Raw genomic sequence first — 20,767 nt, forward strand, 5'->3', positions numbered from 1 at the left:
TCAGCCAATCACGGTGTGGTGTGTCAGCGGTTGCGGGTCCAGCCGGTGCGGCATCGACCGTTGATGCAAGCCATTCGATTACTCAGTCCCGATGCCGAGCGCACTGCGCGTCGCGGATTCGGGATTCGGGATTCGGGATTCGGGATTCGGGATTCGGGATTCAAGAATGCTGCTCGCAGCTCGCGACAAAAACTACCCGCCTGCGGCATGCATGGAGTCGCTCAGGCATTGATGCAGGAAACGCACGCAGATGGTTCCGGCACCCAGACATAAGCCGGGATGGCGCCGTCACTCCGCGTAGCGAGATACGGCGGCATGCCTCGCGCGAACAAAGGCCCTGAAAAGGCGCATCTAAACCACTACGACATTTGCAAACAGCGCACCCAGCGAGCGGCAAGGTGAACGAGCGACGCCCACGCACCAGACTGCTTCAGCCGAACAAGCACCGCTCATCCATCGACGATCATCCAGCTCTACACCGGCATCCTGCACGCATGCAGGATGCCGGCGCAGCGCTCCATTCAACGCGCCTTGTACAGCTCGCTCAAACGGTCCGGTTTGCCGGCAATCCGCTCAAGATGCGGATACAGCAGCCCGCCGTGGTAGTCGATGCGCACTGTGTCGTAGCGGTCGAGTCGCTTGACCAGCAGCTCGATCGGCACGGTGGTTCCCTTGGCGGCGGTGATCGCGTCCTTGATCACGTCACTACTGAAGGCGCGGCCGTTGACCGCCACGATCGTATTGCCCGTGATCAGGCCCGCATTGAAGGCCGGGCCGTCCCAAAGCACATCGCTGATATCGCCCGAGGCTTTCAACGACATGCCAAGCGAATAGGTCAGGCTGGCGTCCTTGTCGTCGCTCTCGTCGGTCTTGGTGGCCAGGTTCGGCTCGTCGTTGTAGACCAGTTTCCAGCCATTGGCTTCGATGCCGCCGATCAACGAACCATGCCCATCCATGCGACTGCGCAGGAAGCTCGCCCAGTCGAAAGCAGCTACGCCGTTGAGGGTGCTGACGATGTCATCAAACGTGTACGGATTGACGTCCCAATCGCCGTTCTTCATGCCGAAGAACGCCTTGCCGAAGTCATCGATGGAGCGCTTGTTGTTGGTCAACGCCCGCAGCTTGCTATCCACTTCCAGCCACATCATCTGGCCGCCGGAGTAATAGTCTTCCGACATTTGATAGTTGCGGTACGCCTTGGGGCGGCGCATCGACATGGTCGGGTCGTTAGTGGTGTCCTGCACCGTGCGCCACGCCATGCCGGGGCGGCCACGCTCGTATTGGGCGGCTACGCCGGCAAGCACTTCGCGTGCCTGTTCCTGCGTCCATAGGCCGGAGCGCGCCGACATCACTTCGCCCCAGAACTGGGTCTGGCCTTCATACAGCCACAGCAGGCTGTCGCCCATGGGCACGTTGAAATTCGGCGTCGCCAGATCCGCACCGCGGCGGTATTTGCCGTTCCACGAATGGTTGAACTCATGCGCCAGCAAGTCGCGCCCGGTCCAGCTCTTGTCCCACTCGGTGAAGTAGTTCGGTGCACCGCTGTTCTCGCTGGAACGGTGATGCTCCAGGCCGATGCCGCCCAGCTTCTTGGTCAGCGCCAGCAAAAATTCGTAGTGGTCGAAATGCCGCGCACCATACAGCTTGTCCATCTGCTGCACCAACGCGGCGTGCGCCTTGATCTGCTCGGGCTTGGCGTCCAGCGATTTGGCTTCGTCGGCAAAGACGTTCAGATACACCGGCTGCTTGCCGGCGCTCAATTCCACCCGCTTGTAGTACTTGCCGGCAAACATCGGCGAGTCGACCAGGTCATCGAAATCGATCGGCTTGAAGGTCACCGTGTCGCCCACGCGGCGTTCGGTTTCCATGGCCGTGGCATAGCTCCAGCCCGCCGGCAGGGTCACGCTGGCCTGCGCCTTGATGTTGCGCGCGAAGTAGCCGGCCGGATACAGCGCCGTGGTGTTCCACTGCAGGTTGAGCATTTCCGGAGTCATCATCACCCGGCCCTGGCTGCTGGCCTGCGGCGAGAGGAACTTGAACTCGGCCACCAGCTCGCTGGCGCCTTGCGGCACGTCCACCTTGAAGGCGTAGACATCGAACTGGTCGCGCGTCCAGGGCACCACCTTGCCATCGACCCTGATCACCAGACCGGCCAGTTTGTCGATCGGGCCGGTAGGCGAATGGTTGCCCGGGATCCACTGCGGATACAGCAGCGTCATCGGGCCCGGCGTGGCCGGCATGGTGGTCTTGACCTTGAAGATGCGGTGCTGCAGATCGGTGGCATCGACGTCGATCTTCAAGGTGCCTTCGAACGGCACATCCTGCGGCGCGGCGGTCTGTGCGGCGGCAGGCAGGGACAGCGCCGCGAGCAGCGACAAGGACAAGACAGTGGGGACGTTCATCGCGATTCCGTTGGGACCTGGATCAGGCAGCCTTCGATGCTAAGCGCACGCCAGCGCTTCCCCCGTATGCCATTGGTCATGCTGCGATGGATTGCCGGGCAAAAAAAAGCCGCCGGAGCTCCGGCGGCTTTCAGTGATCCGGCGTGGCTGCCGTCTCAATGCATCATGTTGACGTTCATGTTGTGCAGCACCCACAGCGAACCCACGATCACGATGCCGATGATCAGCAGCGAGAACAGGCCCACTTGCACGTTGGAACGCTGCTCCGGCGTACGGTCCATGTGCAGGAAGTACACCATGTGCACCAGCATCTGCACGGCAGCCATCACCGAGATCACGATGACGGTGACGCCCTTGGAGAACGCCCCGCTCATCACCATCGCAAACGGGATGACGGTGAGGATCACGGCCATGACGAAGCCGATCAGGTAGGACTTCAGACCGCCGGCATGCGCGTCGGCAGCGTTTTCGGTGTGGTGGTGATTGGCCATTACAGCGCTCCCAGCAGATAGACGACGGTGAACACACCGATCCAGATGATGTCCAGGAAGTGCCAGAACAGGCTCAGGCAGGCAAGACGCGTGCTGTTGCGCGCGGTCAGGCCGTTCTTGGAGATCTGGATCACCAGCACCGCCATCCACAACAAGCCTGACGCCACGTGCAGGCCGTGGGTGCCCACCAGGAAGAAGAAGGCCGACAGGAACGCACTACGCCCCGGGCCGGCACCTTCATGGATCAGGTGGTTGAACTCCCAGATTTCCATGCACAGGAAGCCGATACCCAGCAGCGCGGTGACCGCCAGCCAGCCGTACAGGCCGGCCATCTTGCGCTTGTGCGCGGAGATCATGGCGAAGCCGAAGCTCAAGCTACTGAACAACAGCAGGAAGGTTTCCACCAGCACGAACTTCAGGTCGAACAGCTCCTTCGCCGTCGGTCCGTCCACCGTGGCGCCGGACAGCACCGCGTAGGTGGCGAACAGGCCCGCGAACAGCAGGCAGTCGCTCATCAGGTAGACCCAGAACCCGAAGACGGTGTTGCCACCGCCGTCGTGATGCTCGTGGTCGTGATCGTGGCCGCCCGCGTGGGCGCCGTGGTGGTCAAGCGTGGTCGTGGAGGACATGGTCAGATCGCCTTCGCGGCCTGAGCCGCATGTTGCTGTTCGAGCTTGGCAAAGCGCGCGTCTTCGATGCGCTTCACTTCCTCGGCCGGCACCCAGTAATCGATGTCGTCATCGAAGGACCGGGCGATGAAGCTGCCGATCATGCCCGCCAGGCCGATGATGGCCAGCCACCAGATGTGCCAGGTCAGACCAAAGCCCAGCAGCACGCTGAAGGCGGCGATGTAGACGCCTGCACCGGTGTTGCGCGGCATGTGGATGGGCTCGTACGAGGACGGACGCACCCAGCCCTTGCCATTCTGCTTGTCGCCCCAGAACTGGTCGCGGTCATCGATGTGCGGCAGCACGGCGAAGTTGTAGAACGGCGGCGGCGAGGAGGTCGCCCATTCCAGCGTACGGCCATCCCACGGATCACCGGTATGGTCCATGTTGTCCTTGCGCTTCCAGACGCTGTAAGCGATCTGCACCAGGTTCAAGAAGATACCCAGGCCGATGATCGCTGCACCTGCGGCGGCCACGTACAGCCACGGCGCCCACTCGGGGTGGTTGTAGGTGTTCATGCGGCGCGTCATGCCCATGAAGCCAAGCACGTACAGCGGCATGAAGGCCACGAAGAAGCCGATGATCCAGCACCAGAACGAGGCCTTGCCCAGCTTTTCGTTGAGCTTGAAGCCGAACGCCTTCGGGAACCAATAGGTCAGACCTGCCAGGTAACCGAACACCACACCGCCGATGATCACGTTATGGAAGTGGGCGATCAGGAACAGGCTGTTGTGCAGCACGAAGTCCACGGCCGGGATGGCCAGCATCACGCCGGTCATGCCACCAATGGAGAAGGTGATGATGAAGCCGATCGTCCACAGCACCGGCGAAGTCATGTGCACGCGACCGCGGAACATGGTGAACAGCCAGTTGAAGATCTTCACGCCGGTCGGGATCGAGATGATCATCGTCGTGATGCCGAAGAAGGCATTGACGTTGGCACCCGAGCCCATGGTGAAGAAGTGGTGCAACCACACCACGAACGACAGCACGCCGATACACGCAGTGGCATAGACCATCGAGGTGTAGCCGAACAGGCGCTTGCGGCTGTAGGTGGCAATCAACTCGGAGAAGATGCCGAACGCCGGCAGGATCAGGATGTAGACCTCCGGGTGACCCCAGATCCAGATCAGGTTGACGTACATCATGGCGTTGCCGCCACCGTCGTTGGTAAAGAAGTGCGTGCCCAGGTAACGGTCGGCACCCAGCAGCGCCAGCGCCACGGTCAGGATCGGGAACGCAGCGATGATCAGGATGTTGGTGATCAGCGCGGTCCAGGTGAAAATCGGCATGCGCATCAGGGTCATGCCCGGAGCGCGCATGCGCATGATCGTCACGAAGAAGTTCACGCCGGTCAGCAACGTGCCTAACCCGGAGACCTGCAACGCCCAGATGTAGTAGTCCACGCCAACGCCTGGACTGTATTCCAGCCCCGACAACGGCGGATACGCCAGCCAACCGGTCTGCGCAAACTCGCCAACACCCAGCGAGATGTTGATCAGCGCCGCACCGGCCACGAACAGCCAGAAGCTCAGCGAGTTCAGGAACGGAAACGCCACGTCGCGTGCGCCGATCTGCAGCGGCACGATCAGGTTCAACAGGCCGGTCATGAACGGCATGGCCATGAAGAAGATCATGATCACGCCGTGCGCGGTAAAGATCTGGTCGTAGTGGTGCGGCGGCAGCACGCCTTCGCCACCGCCACCGGCCAGCGCCTGCTGGGTGCGCATCATGGCCGCGTCGGCAAAGCCGCGCAGCAACATGACCAGCGCCACGATGATGTACATCACACCGATGCGCTTGTGATCCACCGAGGTGAACCACTCATTCCACAAGTAGCCCCACAGCTTGTACTTGGTGATGGCACCCGCGATGAGCAGGCCAAGCAGGCCGGCGCCACCGAGGGCGATCATGATGATCGGCTCGTGGTACGGAACCGCCTCGATCGTAAGTTTGCCTAGCATCACTTGTCTCCAGAAGTGCACATGGCAACGGGCTCTGCAGCCGATGCCTGATGGTCGCCATGGCCTTTACTGTGGCCCGGACCATTCATGTATTTGTCGACCAGCGAGCGGAACATGCCGTCCTGCACCGACGAGTAGTAGGTGACCGGATACTGTTCCTTGTCGTTGCGGTTGGCGGCCAGCACCTGGTACTCGGCGGCGTCCAGCGCCTTCGGCGAGGCCTTGACCTTGGCCACCCATGCATCGAAGCCGGCCTGATCGGTGGCGTGCACGGTGAAGCTCATCTTCGAGAAGCCGTGACCGCTGTAGTTGGTGGACAGGCCGAAGTACTCACCCGGTTCGTTGGCCACCAGGTGCAGCTTGGTTTCCATGCCAGCCATCGCGTAGATCATGGTGCCCAGGTGCGGGATGAAGAACGAATTCATCACCGTATCGGAGGTGATCTTGAAGTTCAGCGGCGTATGCACCGGCACGGCGATTTCGTTGACCGTCGCGATGTTCTGGTCGGGCATGATGAACATCCACTTCCAGTCCAGCGACACCGCCTCGATGTTGAGCGGCTTGACGTCCGAATCCAGCGGCCGGTACGGGTCCAGCGCATGCGACGAGCGCCAGGTCAGCACCGCCAGCACCAGGATGATCACGCACGGGATCGACCAGACCACCACCTCGATCGCGGTGGAGTGCGACCAATCCGGCTCGTAGCGCGCCTTGGTGTTGGACGCGCGGTATTTCCACGCGAACGCAATCGCCATGACGATCACCGGGATCACCACGATCAGCATCAGCACCACCGAGGTGATCAGCAGTTGCTTCTCGTCGTGGCCGATCTGGCCTTTCGGATTGAGGATGGCCGAGTTGCAGCCTGCCAACAGCAGGAACGGCAACATCAGACCTGGACGAAGTACACGCCCGAGATGTTTCAACGGAATCATCGGTCGATCCAAGTGCGAAGGAACGCCAGCCTCGTTCGTCTGATCCGCCAGCGGCGTTTTGAACAGCCCGCTCCCGGTGGAGATGGCGGCCCAGATCGAAGACACGGGTTAGCTCCCTAATTTTAGTCTTTGCTGCACCTGCACGAAACCCATTGGCAATGATCCATCGCAATGAATGCGCGCAGATGTGTGCGACATGTTGTCGCAGCGCGTCAAAGTGCAGGGAATGCGGCCAGTTGCGGCCGTCGTGCAGTGGGCAGAGAACCTACGCGATGCTCTTAAAATTCCAGCGTCGACGCGCACAGCGCCCAAACGCAACTGGGCCGACCAAAGGTCGACCCAGTGATGATGCGATGGTGCCGGAAATAGGAATCGAACCTACGACCTACGCATTACGAATGCGCCGCTCTACCAACTGAGCTATTCCGGCGAGCCGTGAATTGTAGGAGCGGAGCGCCGCTGCGGTCAATCGCCTTGGGCGTCGCGGCTATGCCACGCACCTGCGTGTCAGCCGCCGCGATCGTTGCGCCCTCCTCCGCAGCGCCCGGCTTCACCCGAGCCGGTGAGGCAACTGCGCGGATGTTTCGCCGATGACCTGGCGCGCGCCTCCCGCCTCAGCTGACCAGCCGCAGCCGCAGCTCCTTGGGCAGCGCGAACACCATCGACTCCGGCTCACCCGCCAGTTCGGACACGCCATTGGCACCGAGCTCGCGCAGCCGCGCCAGCACGCCGTCGACCAGCACCTGCGGCGCCGAGGCGCCTGCGGTCAGGCCGATATGCTGCTTGCCGACGATCCAGGCCGGGTCGATCTCGCTGGCGTTGTCGATCAGGTAGGACTCCACCCCGTCACGGCGCGCCAGCTCACTGAGCCGGTTGGAGTTGGAGCTGTTGGGCGAACCGACCACCAGCACCAAATCGCACTGCCGCGCCAGGTCGCGCACCGCATCCTGGCGGTTCTGCGTGGCGTAGCAGATGTCGTCATGCTTTGGCCCCTGCATGGCCGGATAGCGCACGCGCAAGGCCTCGATGATGCCCATGGTGTCGTCCACCGACAGCGTAGTCTGGGTCGTATAGGCCAGGTTCCCCGGCTGGCGCACCTGCAAGGTGGCGACCTGCTCGATATCTTCGACCAGGTAGATCTGCCCGGGGCCGCGCTCGCGGCTCCACTGGCCCATGGTGCCCTCCACTTCCGGATGCCCGGCATGGCCGATCAGCACCACGTCGCGGCCGGCGCGGCAATGGCGGGCGACTTCGAAATGCACCTTGGTTACCAGCGGGCAGGTTGCATCGAACACCTTCAGCCCGCGCCGTTCGGCCTCCACGCGCACGGCCTGGGAGACGCCGTGGGCACTGAAGATCACCGTGGCGTCGTCCGGCACTTCGTCCAGTTCCTCGACGAAGATGGCACCGCGCTGCTTGAGGTCGTCGACCACGAAGCGGTTGTGCACCACCTCGTGGCGCACGTAGATCGGCGCACCCAGCGTCTCGATCGCACGCTTGACGATCTCGATCGCGCGGTCGACACCGGCGCAGAAGCCGCGGGGATTGGCGAGCAGGACGTCCATAAGCTTTTTCTCTCGACGGCCCGGCCGCGATGGCCGGACGTTTTCAACAGGGGGCGCGGCCGCCGACAACGCGGCGCCCGGCGCGTTGCTGCGGCGTGCCCGTCAAGGCAGCGCCGCAGCGGGCATGGATCGGGATTATCCCGCTTTTCGACTGCGCTTGCCGTCGAACAAACCGAACAGTGCGATGCCGATCGCGCCACCCACGATTGCCGAGTCGGCGATATTGAACGACGGCCAGGTGTGCTCGCCGACATACCACTGGATGAAATCGACCACGTGGCCGTGCATCAGGCGGTCGATCACATTGCCGATCGCCCCGCCGATGACCAGCGCGTACGGCACTGCGCTGCGCCAGTCGCCGCGCGCGGTGCGCGACAGCCAGAACGCCAGCAGGCCACTGATGCCGACCGCCAGCGCGGTGAAGAACCACAGCTGCCAGCCACCGGCATCACTCAGGAAGCTGAAGGCTGCCCCGGTGTTGTAGGTGCGGTACCAGTTCCAGAACCCGTCGATGACCGGCACCGGGGTGTATTCGGGCAGGCTGGACAGCACCCAGGCCTTGCTCCACTGATCCAGGCCGATCACGACAGCCGAAAGCAGTAACCAGATCAGGGCGGACGGGTTGGGTCGTTGGCTCATGTCGAAATATCGCAAGTAGGAGGCCTTCTCCGTGGCGGAGAAGAGGCCTGGATGGCGGGAACAACACAGGATGGCACGCACGGGACAACCAACCGACCTGCCCCATGCCGGACTGCGCGCCGGGCTTCAGCTGCAGGGCCGGCTGCAGGGCAAACTGAGGAACGATGGCTGCCCAACAGAACCGCGCCGACAGCCCAGCTAGCCGGGCGACTCAACCCCTGCAAGCGGACGCGGCGGCGCCGAACACGCCGCCACGCGATAGCCGCATCAGAACCAGCGACGCTCCTCGCCCGGGCCTTCGATGTTGCTGACGCAGCGGCTGCACAACTCCGGGTGCCGCGGGTCGCTGCCCACGCTGGCCTGGTGGTGCCAGCAGCGCACGCACTTGGCCTTGGTGGTGGGCTGCGCACTGACGAAGATGTCGTCGGTGCTGGCCGCGGTCACGGTGACGTCGCCACTGATGAACAGGAAACGCAGCTCATCGCTCAGCGGCTGCCAGCGCGCGGCGGTCTGCGCGTCGGCGGCCACGGTGATTTCCGCTTCCAGCGCCGCGCCGATCGCGCCATTGGCACGCATCGGCTCCAGCACCTTGGCTATCTGCTCACGCAGCGCCAGCAACTTGTCGACGTCGGCGCTGGTCAGTGCAGCGTCCGCCGGCATCGGCGCCAGCCCGTCGTACCAGGTGGCGAACAGCACGTTGCCGGAGTGCTCGCCAGGCAGGTACGCCCACAGCTCTTCGGCGGTGAAGCTCAGCACCGGCGCAATCCAGCGCACGAACGCCTCGGCCACGTGATACATCGCGCTCTGCGCCGAACGGCGGCCGCGCGCATCCTCGGCCATCGTGTACAGGCGGTCCTTGGTGACATCCAGGTACAGCGAACCCAGGTCCACGCTGCAGAAATTCAGCAGCCCCTGCACGATCTCGGCGAAGTCGTAGCGCGCATACGCGGCAGTGATCTTCTCCTGCAGCTCGTGGGCGCGATGCACGATCCAGCGGTCCAGCAGCACCATGTCGTCCAGCGCCACCAGATGCTGCAACGGGTCGAACCCATGCAGATTGCCAAGCAGGAAGCGCGCGGTATTGCGCAAGCGACGGTACGCATCGGCATTGCGCTTGAGGATCTCCTGCGACAGCGACATCTCGTTGCTGTAATCAGCCGAGGCGATCCACAGGCGCAGGATGTCGGCGCCCAGCGTGCGCATGATTTCCTGCGGCTCGATCCCGTTGCCCAGCGACTTGGACATCTTGCGGCCGTGCTCGTCCACAGTGAATCCGTGGGTGAGGCACTGCTTGTACGGCGCGACCTTGTCCATCGCCACGCCGGTCAGCAGCGAGGACTGGAACCAGCCGCGATGCTGATCGGAGCCTTCCAGGTACAGGTCGGCCGGCTTGGGCAGGCCGCGATCCACCAGCACTGTTTCATGGGTCACGCCCGAGTCGAACCACACGTCCAGGATGTCGGTGATCTTGTCGTAGTCGCCGGCTTCATCGCCCAACAGCTCGGCCGCGTCCAGCGTGTACCAGTCATCCACGCCGCCCTGCTCCACCCGTTCGGCCACCTGCCGCATCAGCTCGGTGCTGCGCGGATGCGGCTCGCCGGTTTCGCGGTGCACGAACAACGCGATCGGCACGCCCCAGGTGCGCTGGCGCGAGATGGTCCAGTCCGGACGCCCGTCGATCATGCCGGCGATCCGCGCCTGGCCCCACGACGGATACCAATGCACGGTTTCGATGGCCTTGAGCGCATCGGCGCGCAGGTTGGCCTGCTCCATCGAGATGAACCACTGCGGCGTGGCACGGAAGGCGATCGGCGTCTTGTGGCGCCAGCAATGCGGATAGCTGTGCTCCATCTTGCTGGCGGCTAGCAACGCGCCGGTGTCGCGCAACGCATCGATGATGACGTCGTTGGCTTTCCAGATATGCAGCCCGGCCAGCACGGTGTCGCCCAGCGGCGGGGTGGACGGCAGATACACGCCGCGCCCGTCGATCGGGTTGATCTGCGCGGCGCTGTAGCGCTCCAGCAGACCGTACTGTTTGGAGACCTGGTAGTCCTCCTGGCCGTGGCCCGGCGCGGTGTGCACCGCACCGGTACCGTCGTCGTCGGAGACGTGATCGCCCAGGATCAGCGGGATGTCGCGTTCGGCATAGAACGGGTGCGCCAGCAGCAGTTGGTCCAGCGCTGCGCCCTTGGCGTGGCCATGCACCACCACTGCATCGACGCCGTAGCGCGCCAGCGCCTTGCCGGCCAACGCCTCGGCGATCACCAACCAGCGCGGCTGGCCGTGGTCGGCCGCGCCTTCGACCAGCACGTAGTCCAGTTCCGCGCCCAGGCTCACCGCCAGCGAGGCCGGCAGCGTCCAGGGCGTGGTGGTCCAGATCGGCACCGCCACCTGCGTACCCGCAGACAGCGTGACGCCGAATGCTGCAGCGACGGCCGCCGGATCGCGTGCCGGATAGGCGATATCCACCGTCGGCGACACCTTGTCGGCGTATTCGATTTCCGCCTCGGCCAACGCCGAGCCGCAGTCGAAGCACCAGTGCACCGGCTTGACGCCGCGTGTGAGGTGGCCGTTGTCGATGACCTTGGCCAGCGCGCGGATTTCATTGGCTTCGAAGCGGAAGTCCAGCGTCTTGTACGGGTTGTCCCAGTCGCCGATCACGCCCAGGCGCTTGAAATCGCGCCGCTGTAGGTCGATCTGCTCGGTCGCGTACTCGCGGCACTTCTGGCGGAACTGCGCGGCGTCCAGCTTCACGCCGACCTTGCCGAACTTTTTCTCGATCGCGATTTCGATCGGCAGCCCATGGCAGTCCCAGCCCGGGATGTACGGCGCATCGAAGCCAGCCAGGTACTTGGACTTGACGATGATGTCCTTGAGGATCTTGTTGACCGCGTGACCCAGATGGATCTGCCCGTTCGCATACGGCGGGCCGTCGTGCAGCACGAACAGCGGACGGCCAGCGGCATTGGCACGCACTTGTGCGTACAGCCCCTCGCGCTCCCAGCGCTCCAGCATCGCCGGCTCGCGCTTGGGCAGGTCGCCGCGCATCGGAAAGTCCGTGGCGGGCAGATGGAGTGTGGCTTTGTAGTCTTGGGTCACGGGAATCTACCGTTGCGCTGCGTTATGTGAACCGTCCGCACGGGCGTGCGCAGGGCTTTGCGAGGGGCTCGCAGGTGAGGTCTCTGCAGACGTGTCTGTGGCTGCCTGCGTCGAAGGTGCATCGGCGTGCTGTGCATCGGCATGCTGCGGCAAAGAATGCGCGCGCGCATGCGCGGCAAGCACGGCGCGCGCCTGCTCGGCATCGCGATGCATCTGCACGGTCAGCGCTTCCAGGCCATCAAACTTTTCTTCATCGCGTAGCTTGGCGACGAATTCGACCGCGATGTGGCGCCCGTACAAGTTGCCCTGAAAATCGAACAGGTGCGCTTCCAGCAAGGGCTCGATCCCCGCAACCGTGGGCCGCGTGCCGAAGCTGGAGACCGACGGCCATGGGTGCGCGGCCACGCCATGCACCCAGGTGGCATAGATACCGGATAACGCCGGGGTGCGGGCAAACCGCAGATTGGCGGTGGGATACCCCAACGTGCGGCCAAGCTGCTTGCCGCGGACCACACGTCCACCGATTGCGTACGGGCGGCCGAGCAGTTCGCCGGCATGGGCAAATTCCCCAGCCACCAGCAGTTCCCGGATGCGCGTTGCAGAGATGCGCTCGCCGCGCAGATGCACCGGCGCAATCTCGCCGGCAGCAAAGCCGTGCTGCTCGCCCAGGGCACGCAACAGCGCAATGTCGCCGCCGCGCCGATGGCCGAAGCGGAACTCCGGGCCGATCCACACTTCGCGTGCGCACAGGCGCCCCACCAATGCCAGGCGAACGAAGTCCTGCGCGCTCATCGCCGACAGCCGCCCATCGAAACGGATCATGCCGACGCTATCGGCACCAAAGCCGTACAAGCCTTCGATCTTGGCCCGGGCCAGGGTCAGGCGCGGCGGCGGCGTGTCATTGGCGAAGAACTCGCGCGGCAACGGCTCGAAGCTCACCGCCACTGCCGGCACGCCCAGCGCACGCGCACGTTCGACCGCATGGCGCACCAGCGCCTGATGGCCCAGGTGCAGGCCATCGAAGGCACCGATGCAGACCACGCTTCCGTGCGGGAACAGCGTCCCGCCCTCGACGTCTCTAAACAGCCTGCTCATTCCTCGTTCCAAAGCGACGCCAGCCTGCGGGCCAGCCCTCGATCATGCATAACCGTCAAGTATAGCCGCGCGCAACAAATCGCATGGCCCCGGCAGCTGAGATGGGGACGTCCGCCCGGCTTGCCAATCGACCGGCAGCCGGCGCACGCGCAGCGTGTGCCGGGTCGCCTCGGCCGCGTGAGGAGCGACACCCATCTCCGGCACGCAAGCCTCAAGCGTCCAAGCCCCTTCGCGGCGTCACTGCTCGCGCAGATGCCGCGGCCGCAGCCCCAGTGCCAACTGCGCCACTACATAGGTGAGCCCGCCACTGCCCACCAGCACCGCCAGCCAGCCGATGCGCTGCCACTTGTCCATCTCGGTGAACGACGGCAACCACCACAGCAGGCCCAACAGCACCACCACCATCGCCGCACAGGCCACCAGCAGCCGCGCCGCATAGCCTGCCCAGCCCGGCCGGCGCTGATACACGCCGGACTTGCCCAGCCAGAACCACAACAGGCCCAGGTTGAGATAACTGGACAGCGCACTGGCAATGCCCAGCGCCAGATGCAGGCCAGGCTGCTTGCCGAGCGCCTGCATCACGCCTTGCGCCTTCAATTCCGGCGGCACCATCACCTGGTAGAGCACGGCCAGGAACGCGAAGTTGAACACCATGTTGGCGATCAGCGCCGCCACGCCCGCGCGCACCGGGGTGCGGGTGTCCTGCCGCGCATAGAACGCTGGCAGCACAACTTTCAGCATCGCGTAGGCCGGCAGGCCAAAACTCAGCCCGTACACCGACAGCGCAGTCATGCGGGTGTCGAACGCGGTGAACTGGCGGTACTGGAACAAGGTGGCCACCAGTGGCTCGGCCAGTAGCAGCAAGCCCAGCATCGCCGGCATCGCGATCAGCAAGGTAGTGCGAAAACCCCAGTCCAGCGCCCCGGAGAACGCGGTGCGGTCGGTCTTGACATGATGCCGCGCCAACGCCGGCAGGATCACCGTGCCCAGGGCCACACCGAACACGCCCAGCGGCAGCTCCAGGAAGCGGTCCGCCAGCGACAGCCACGACTGCGACCCGTCGCTCAGGCGCGCGGCAATCACCGTGTCCAGCATCAGGTTGATCTGCGCCACCGATGAGCCGAACAGCGTCGGGATCATCAAGGTCAGCACCTTTCGCACGTCCGGATGACGCCAGCCCCAGCGCGGCAGCGTGAGCAGGTCGATACCCTTCAACGCCGGCAGCTGGAACAGCAGTTGCAACGCACCAGCCACCAGCACTGCCCAGCCCAGCGCCAAAATCGGCACATCCAGGCGAGGCGCCAACCACAGCGCGCCGGCGATCATGCATAGATTGAGGATCACCGGGGTCAGCGCGGGAATCGCAAACCGCTGGAAGCTATTCAGCGCACCACCGGCCAGGGCCGTCAGCGAAACGAACAGCAGGAACGGAAAGGTCAGCCGCAGCAGATCCACCAGCAGGCCGTACTTGTCCGGATCGGTGGCCGCGCCATCGGAGAACACCGAAGCGAGCTGCGGGGTGAAGATCAGCCCCAGCGCCGTCACCAGCAGCAACATGCCGCCCAGGGTGCCGGAGACCCGCGCCATCAATTCGCGCAGGTCGGCGTGCGGCCGGGTCTCCTTGACCTCGGTGAACACCGGCACGAAGGCGGTGGCGAACGAGCCTTCGGCGAACAGGCGCCGCAGGAAGTTCGGAATCCGGAACGCCACCCAGAACGCGTCGGTCACCGCGTTGGCGCCGAAGGTAGTGGAGATCGCCTGGTCGCGGATCAGGCCCAGCACCCGCGACACCATGGTCATACTGCTAAACGAGAGCAGCCCCCTCATCATGCGGGGTGTGCTCATGGGCAATCCCTCTTGACAACTGACTTGACGTACATATCTGGGTCCATCATACTTTCGCGCTTGCTTTTTCCACCATACCGATTTTTCAGGAACCCACCACCGTGGCCAATATCAAGTCCGCCAAGAAGCGCGCCAAGCAGACCGTTGTGCGCAACGAGCGCAACACGGGCCAGCGTTCGATGCTGCGCACCGCCGTCAAGAAGGTGATCAAGGCCCTTGACGCCAACGATGCTGCAGGCGCCGAAGCTGCTTTCGCCGTTGCTCAGCCCATCCTCGACCGTTTCAGCGCCCGTGGCCTGATTCACAAGAATAAGGCTGCGCGTCACAAGAGCCGCTTGACCGCTCGCATCAAGGCCATCAAGGCCGCGTAAGCGATCAGCAGGTTCGCCATCGAGAGCCCGGCTTTCGATGGCACAAGAAAACCCGGCCTTGGCCGGGTTTTTTGTGGGCGCCTGTCTGCGCTCAACCTGCATTGCGCGCCTCGAGCTCGTCCTCGCGCTGACGATCGAAGAAGGCCATCACGTCCTTCATGATCGGGAAGGTGCCATCACGGCCCAGTGCCGACACCAGGTACCACGGCGCCGTCCAGCCCAGCTCGGCCACGATGGCCTCGGCAGCGGCCTGCGCTTCCTCCGGGAACATCAGGTCGGCCTTGTTGAGTACCAGCCAACGCGGCTTTTCCAGCAGCGCCGGATCATGCCGTTCGAGTTCGCGCTCGATGGTGCGCACCTGATCGACCGGCGACACGCCATCCACGCCGCCGTCCATCGGCGAAATGTCCACCAGATGCAACAGCAGGCGGGTGCGCTGCAGATGGCGCAGGAACTGCGTACCCAGGCCGGCACCATCGGCGGCGCCCTCGATCAGGCCCGGCACGTCGGCGATCACGAAGCTGCGATACGCCTCGACGCTGACCACGCCCAGATTCGGGTACAGCGTGGTGAACGGGTAATCGGCCACCTTCGGCGTCGCCGCCGAAACCGCGCGAATCAACGTGCTCTTGCCGGCATTGGGAAAGCCCAGCAGGCCGACGTCGGCCAGCAGCTTGAGCTCCAGCTTGAGCAGGCGCTCCTCGCCCTCCTCGCCGGTGGTGGACTGGCGCGGCGCGCGGTTCACCGAGCTCTTGAAATGCATGTTGCCCAGGCCGCCCTTGCCGCCCTTGGCCACCAGCAGGCGATCGCCGTGCTGGGTCATGTCGCCGATGATTTCATCGGTCTGCACGTTCATCACCACCGTGCCGACCGGCACCACGATGACGCGGTCTTCGCCACCCTTGCCATAGGCCTGCCGGCCCATGCCGTTCTCGCCGCGCTGCGCCTTGAACGCGCGCTCATGGCGGAAATCGACCAGGGTGTTGACGTTTTCGTCGGCCACGATCCAGACGCTGCCGCCGTTGCCGCCGTCACCGCCATCCGGCCCGCCAAGCGGGATGAACTTCTCGCGGCGAAAGCCGACACAGCCATTGCCGCCATTACCGGCGGTGACCAGGATTTCTGCTTCGTCGACTAACTTCATGGGCTTGCAACCGGGAATGGGGAATAGGGAATGGGGAATCGGCCAGCAAAAGCGGCGGATTCCTGCCGGCGAAAACACCCGCCAGCACGGCTGTAGAAAAACGCGATGGGACGCAGAACCGGCTTTTCCGATTCCCGACTCCCTACTCCCGATTCCCAGCCGTCAAACGAAAAACCCCGCCGAAGCGGGGCTCTCCGTCTCGCCCGCCAGGCAATACTGCCGTGCGGGCTGGTCTGCATGGAGCGGGCGATTACGCCTCGGCAACCACGCTGACGGTGCGACGCTTCTTCGGGCCCTTGGTGGTGAATTCCACCTTGCCGTTGACCAGCGCAAACAGCGTGTGGTCACGACCCAGGCCGACGCCGGCGCCCGGATGGAACTGGGTGCCACGCTGACGCACGATGATGTTGCCGGCATCGATGGCCTGGCCACCGAAGATCTTGACGCCGAGGTACTTCGGGTTGGAATCGCGACCGTTGCGCGAGGAACCTACGCCCTTTTTATGTGCCATGACTGGTTCTCCTTACTTCTTGTCGCCACCGGCGATGCCGGTGATCTCGATTTCGGTGTAGTACTGACGGTGTCCCTGACGCTTCATGTGGTGCTTGCGGCGGCGGAACTTGATGATGCGCACCTTGTCGGCGCGGCCATGGGCCACAACCTTGGCGGTGACCGAAGCGCCCTTCAGCGCGTCGCCCAGCTTGATGCCATCGCTATCACCCAACATCAGGATGGTGTCGAACTTGATCTCGTTGCCGGCTTCGACTTCGAGTTTTTCCACGCGGAGCGTTTCGCCCTGCGCGACGCGGTATTGCTTACCGCCCGTTACCAGAACTGCGTACATGACCAGGTTTTCCTCTGTAGTTATTATGGTCGCCTGACTTGCCCATGGGGCAGACAGGAGCGGGATTGTACTGCCCTAGCCGGTTTCGGGTCAACCCGCAAGCAGGCCTGCCGCCGCAGGCCAAAATCGCCCCCGTGGAACGGATCATCCGGCCGCCACAAGCGCTCGGTCACACTGGCATTTGGGGCAATTGCCCTCACCTAGGTCGGCGGGTAGGCTGATCGACTGCCACTCATTCCTGCTGAGCACGCTCGCACCACTGCCGGTTCGCCGGCCCGACATCGGATCCCCCATGGCGATGGATTTCATCCGCATCCGCGGCGCGCGGACGCACAACCTCAAGAACATCGACCTCGACCTGCCTCGCGACAAATTGATCGTGATCACCGGCCTGTCCGGCTCGGGCAAGTCGTCGTTGGCGTTCGACACCATCTATGCAGAAGGCCAGCGCCGCTACGTCGAGTCGCTGTCGGCGTATGCGCGCCAGTTCCTCAGCGTGATGGAAAAGCCGGACCTGGACCACATCGAAGGGCTGTCGCCGGCGATTTCGATCGAGCAGAAGTCCACCTCGCACAACCCGCGCTCCACGGTCGGCACGATCACCGAGATCTACGACTACCTGCGCCTGCTGTACGCCCGCGTAGGCCAGCCGCGCTGCCCGGACCACGGCTTCCCGTTGGAGGCGCAGACCGTCAGCCAGATGGTCGACCACATGCTCACACTGGACCCGGAGCAGCGCTACATGCTGCTGGCACCGGTGATCCGCGACCGCAAGGGCGAGCACGCACAGGTGTTCGAACAACTGCGTGCGCAGGGCTTCGTGCGTGTGCGCGTGGATGGCGAGTTGTACGAGATCGATGCGGTGCCGCCGCTGGCGCTGCGCCAGAAGCACACCATCGAAGCGGTGATCGACCGCTTCCGCCCGCGTGAAGACATCAAGCAGCGGCTGGCGGAAAGCTTCGAGACCGCGCTGAAGCTTGGCGAAGGCATGGTTGCAGTGCATTCGCTGGACGATGCCACTGCTGCGCCGCATCTGTTTTCGTCCAAGTACAGCTGCCCGGTGTGCGATTACTCGCTGCCGGAGCTGGAACCGCGCCTGTTCTCGTTCAACGCGCCGGTCGGCGCCTGCCCGAGCTGCGATGGCCTGGGCGTGGCCGAATTCTTCGACCCGGACCGCGTGGTGGTGCATCCGGAGCTGTCGTTGTCGGCCGGCGCAGTGCGTGGCTGGGATCGGCGCAATGCCTATTATTTCCAGCTGATTGCCTCGCTGGCCAAGCACTACAAGTTCGACGTGGATGCGGTGTGGAACACCCTGCCGGCCAAGGTGCGCCAAGCGGTGCTGTTCGGCAGTGGCGATGAGGTGATCAGCTTCACCTACTTCACCGACGCGGGCGGGCGCACCACGCGCAAGCATCGCTTCGAAGGCATCCTGCCGAACCTGGAACGCCGCTACCGGGAAACCGAGTCGCCGGCCGTGCGCGAAGAGTTGACCAAGTACGTCAGCCAGCAGCCCTGCCCTGCCTGCAACGGCACGCGTTTGAACCGTGCCGCGCGCAATGTGTTCGTGGCCGACCGCCCGCTGCCGGAACTGGTGGTGCTGCCGGTCAACGAAGCGCTGAACTTTTTCCGCGGATTGTCGCTGCCGGGTTGGCGCGGCGAGATTGCCAGCAAGATCGTCAAGGAAATCGGCGAGCGTCTGGGCTTCTTAGTCGACGTGGGCCTGGATTACCTCACCCTGGAACGCAAGGCCGACACGCTGTCCGGTGGCGAAGCACAGCGCATCCGTCTGGCCAGCCAGATCGGTGCGGGCCTGGTCGGCGTGATGTACGTGCTCGACGAACCCTCGATCGGACTGCATCAACGCGACAATGAGCGCCTGCTCGGCACGCTGACGCGACTGCGCGACCTGGGTAACACGGTGATCGTGGTCGAACATGACGAAGACGCTATTCGCCTGGCCGACCACGTGCTGGACATCGGCCCTGGCGCGGGCGTGCACGGCGGTGAAATCTGCGCGCAGGGCACGCTGCAGGACATCCTGGAGTCGCCACGTTCGCTGACAGGGCAATACCTGTCGGGCAAGCGCCGCATCGAGATTCCCAAGCAACGCCACAAGCCCAACCCGAAGATGATGCTGCATCTGCGCGGGGCCACCGGCAACAACCTGAAAAATGTGGACCTGGAGATTCCGGCCGGCCTGCTGACCTGCATCACCGGCGTGTCCGGTTCGGGTAAGTCGACGTTGATCAACGATACGTTGTTCACGCTGGCGGCCAACGAGATCAACGGTGCATCGCACACGGTGGCACCGCATCGCGAAGTCGAAAATCTGGACCTGTTCGACAAGGTGGTGGACATCGACCAGTCGCCGATCGGGCGCACACCGCGTTCCAACCCGGCGACCTACACCGGCATGTTCACTCCGCTGCGCGAGCTGTTCGCGCAGGTGCCGGAATCGCGTGCACGTGGGTATTCGCCGGGCCGCTTCAGCTTCAATGTGCGCGGCGGCCGCTGCGAGGCCTGCCAGGGCGACGGCATGATCAAGGTGGAAATGCACTTCCTGCCCGACGTGTATGTGCCGTGCGATGTCTGCCATGGCAAACGCTATAACCGCGAGACGCTGGAGATCCGTTACAAGGGCTTCAACATCAGCGACGTGTTGCAGATGACGGTGGAAGACGCGCTGCGGCTGTTCGAGCCGGTGCCGTCGATCGCGCGCAAGCTGGAAACCTTGGTGGACGTGGGCCTAAGCTACATCAAGCTGGGCCAGAGCGCGACCACGCTCTCCGGCGGTGAAGCACAGCGTGTGAAGCTGTCCAAGGAACTGTCGCGCCGCGATACCGGGCGCACCTTGTACATTCTCGACGAGCCGACCACCGGCCTGCATTTCCACGATATCGAAGCGCTGCTCGGCGTGCTGCACAAGCTGCGCGACGAAGGCAACACGGTGGTGGTGATCGAACACAATCTGGACGTGATCAAGACGGCCGACTGGATCGTGGATCTTGGGCCGGAAGGTGGCCACCGCGGCGGCACCATCCTGGTCTCCGGCACGCCGGAAGATGTGGCCGCGCACAAGGCCTCCTACACCGGGCAGTTCCTGGCCAAGATGCTGCCGTCGGTGAAGGCACGCGAAACCCGCCCGGCCGCGATGGCCAACAAGCCTGATGCGCGGCCACCGCGCAAGGTCAAGCCGGAGAAGGTGGCCAAGGCCACCAAGACCGCCACCAAGAAGACTGCGAAGAAGAAGGCAAGCTGATGAGCGAACACAAGATCCTGGCACGCGTTCCGATCAGCGTGCGCTGGCGCGACATGGACAGCATGGGCCACGTCAACAACGCCAAATACATTTCCTACCTGGAAGAAGCGCGCGTGCGCTGGATGCTGGGCGTGGAAGGCGTGGCGATGACCGATCGCATCGCACCGGTGGTCGCGGCCACCAACGTCAATTACAAGCGGCCGTTGGTTTGGCCCAATGACATCCTGGTGGAATTGTTCGTCGAACGCCTGGGCAGCAGCAGCGTGACCATCGGACACCGCATCCTCGACCAGAAGGACGAGGGCGTGCTGTATTCGGACGGCAACGTGGTGGTGGTGTGGATCGATACCCAGACCGGCAAGAGCGCGTCATTGCCGGATGCGGTACGCGCCGCGAGCAGCTGATCGCGCGCAACGCAGACGCGGGTGAATGACATACGGCGGCTT

At 63.9% G+C, this 20,767-nt stretch carries 16 protein-coding genes and 1 tRNA gene; 3 read left to right on the plus strand and 14 right to left on the minus strand.

Translation table 11 applies throughout. The features are described 5' to 3' along the window. Positions 1 to 521: 521 nt before the first annotated feature. The 11 genes from ACCQ09_RS15480 to murJ form a co-directional block, all read right to left on the minus strand. On the minus strand, positions 522 to 2,402 hold the full coding sequence (locus ACCQ09_RS15480) for a M61 family metallopeptidase (protein ID WP_228428134.1): 1,881 nt from the start codon (positions 2,400 to 2,402) through the stop codon (positions 522 to 524). A 155-nt stretch (positions 2,403 to 2,557) separates the two neighbouring features. Continuing rightward, the gene (gene cyoD / locus ACCQ09_RS15485; protein ID WP_011036359.1) at positions 2,558 to 2,893 is read right to left on the minus strand and encodes a cytochrome o ubiquinol oxidase subunit IV; all 336 of its coding nucleotides are present in this window, start codon (positions 2,891 to 2,893) and stop codon (positions 2,558 to 2,560) included. After that, positions 2,893 to 3,528, minus strand: coding sequence for a cytochrome o ubiquinol oxidase subunit III (gene cyoC / locus ACCQ09_RS15490; protein ID WP_172666290.1), 636 nt, complete (start codon positions 3,526 to 3,528; stop codon positions 2,893 to 2,895). Before cyoC ends, cyoD begins: the two co-directional genes overlap by 1 nt. Beyond that, positions 3,525 to 5,525, minus strand: coding sequence for a cytochrome o ubiquinol oxidase subunit I (gene cyoB / locus ACCQ09_RS15495; RefSeq protein ID WP_228423640.1), 2,001 nt, complete (start codon positions 5,523 to 5,525; stop codon positions 3,525 to 3,527). Before cyoB ends, cyoC begins: the two co-directional genes overlap by 4 nt. Then, positions 5,525 to 6,460 carry a ubiquinol oxidase subunit II gene (gene cyoA, locus ACCQ09_RS15500; protein WP_103702634.1) on the minus strand — a complete coding sequence of 312 codons (936 nt, stop codon included), beginning with the start codon at positions 6,458 to 6,460 and terminating at the stop codon, positions 5,525 to 5,527. Before cyoA ends, cyoB begins: the two co-directional genes overlap by 1 nt. A gap of 354 nt (positions 6,461 to 6,814) precedes the next feature. After that, a tRNA-Thr gene (locus ACCQ09_RS15505) sits at positions 6,815 to 6,890 on the minus strand. Positions 6,891 to 7,074: 184 nt separating this feature from the next. Continuing rightward, entirely contained in the window at positions 7,075 to 8,025 is a 951-nt protein-coding gene (gene ispH / locus ACCQ09_RS15510) for a 4-hydroxy-3-methylbut-2-enyl diphosphate reductase (protein WP_040941634.1), read from the minus strand. A gap of 135 nt (positions 8,026 to 8,160) precedes the next feature. Further along, entirely contained in the window at positions 8,161 to 8,664 is a 504-nt protein-coding gene (lspA, locus tag ACCQ09_RS15515; protein WP_011036354.1) for a signal peptidase II, read from the minus strand. A gap of 267 nt (positions 8,665 to 8,931) precedes the next feature. After that, entirely contained in the window at positions 8,932 to 11,763 is a 2,832-nt protein-coding gene (ileS, locus tag ACCQ09_RS15520) for an isoleucine--tRNA ligase (RefSeq protein WP_040941635.1), read from the minus strand. Between the two features lie 6 nt (positions 11,764 to 11,769). Continuing rightward, on the minus strand, positions 11,770 to 12,858 hold the full coding sequence (locus ACCQ09_RS15525) for a bifunctional riboflavin kinase/FAD synthetase (protein WP_012438958.1): 1,089 nt from the start codon (positions 12,856 to 12,858) through the stop codon (positions 11,770 to 11,772). Between the two features lie 237 nt (positions 12,859 to 13,095). Then, positions 13,096 to 14,688 (minus strand): murein biosynthesis integral membrane protein MurJ, encoded by a 1,593-nt coding sequence (gene murJ / locus ACCQ09_RS15530; protein ID WP_012438959.1) that lies wholly within the window; start codon positions 14,686 to 14,688, stop codon positions 13,096 to 13,098. A 116-nt stretch (positions 14,689 to 14,804) separates the two neighbouring features. Here murJ and rpsT point away from each other — a divergent pair, with 116 nt between their 5' ends. Further along, on the plus strand, positions 14,805 to 15,074 hold the full coding sequence (gene rpsT / locus ACCQ09_RS15535) for a 30S ribosomal protein S20 (RefSeq protein WP_002807888.1): 270 nt from the start codon (positions 14,805 to 14,807) through the stop codon (positions 15,072 to 15,074). Positions 15,075 to 15,165: 91 nt separating this feature from the next. Here rpsT and obgE read toward each other — a convergent pair whose 3' ends face one another. The 3 genes from obgE to rplU all read right to left on the minus strand — a co-directional run bounded on the left by obgE (position 15,166) and on the right by rplU (position 17,062). Beyond that, positions 15,166 to 16,218: a GTPase ObgE gene (gene obgE, locus ACCQ09_RS15540; RefSeq protein ID WP_011036350.1), complete on the minus strand. Its 1,053-nt coding sequence runs from the start codon at positions 16,216 to 16,218 to the stop codon at positions 15,166 to 15,168. A gap of 250 nt (positions 16,219 to 16,468) precedes the next feature. Continuing rightward, positions 16,469 to 16,729, minus strand: a complete 261-nt coding sequence (rpmA, locus tag ACCQ09_RS15545) for a 50S ribosomal protein L27 (RefSeq protein ID WP_011036349.1) — start codon at positions 16,727 to 16,729, stop codon at positions 16,469 to 16,471. Between the two features lie 12 nt (positions 16,730 to 16,741). Continuing rightward, the gene (gene rplU / locus ACCQ09_RS15550) at positions 16,742 to 17,062 is read right to left on the minus strand and encodes a 50S ribosomal protein L21 (protein WP_005989959.1); all 321 of its coding nucleotides are present in this window, start codon (positions 17,060 to 17,062) and stop codon (positions 16,742 to 16,744) included. A 292-nt stretch (positions 17,063 to 17,354) separates the two neighbouring features. Between rplU and uvrA the strand changes: the two genes are divergently transcribed. Beyond that, a complete protein-coding gene (gene uvrA, locus ACCQ09_RS15555; RefSeq protein WP_075286029.1) occupies positions 17,355 to 20,321 on the plus strand; it encodes an excinuclease ABC subunit UvrA in 2,967 nt (988 codons plus the stop codon). Beyond that, positions 20,321 to 20,725, plus strand: a complete 405-nt coding sequence (locus ACCQ09_RS15560; RefSeq protein ID WP_011036347.1) for an acyl-CoA thioesterase — start codon at positions 20,321 to 20,323, stop codon at positions 20,723 to 20,725. The genes uvrA and ACCQ09_RS15560 overlap by 1 nt, the downstream gene beginning before the upstream one ends. The last annotated feature ends 42 nt before the right edge of the window (positions 20,726 to 20,767 follow it).

The sequence above is a fragment of the Xanthomonas sp. NCPPB 2586 genome (genome assembly GCF_041475775.2).
Lineage (GTDB): Bacteria > Pseudomonadota > Gammaproteobacteria > Xanthomonadales > Xanthomonadaceae > Xanthomonas > Xanthomonas campestris.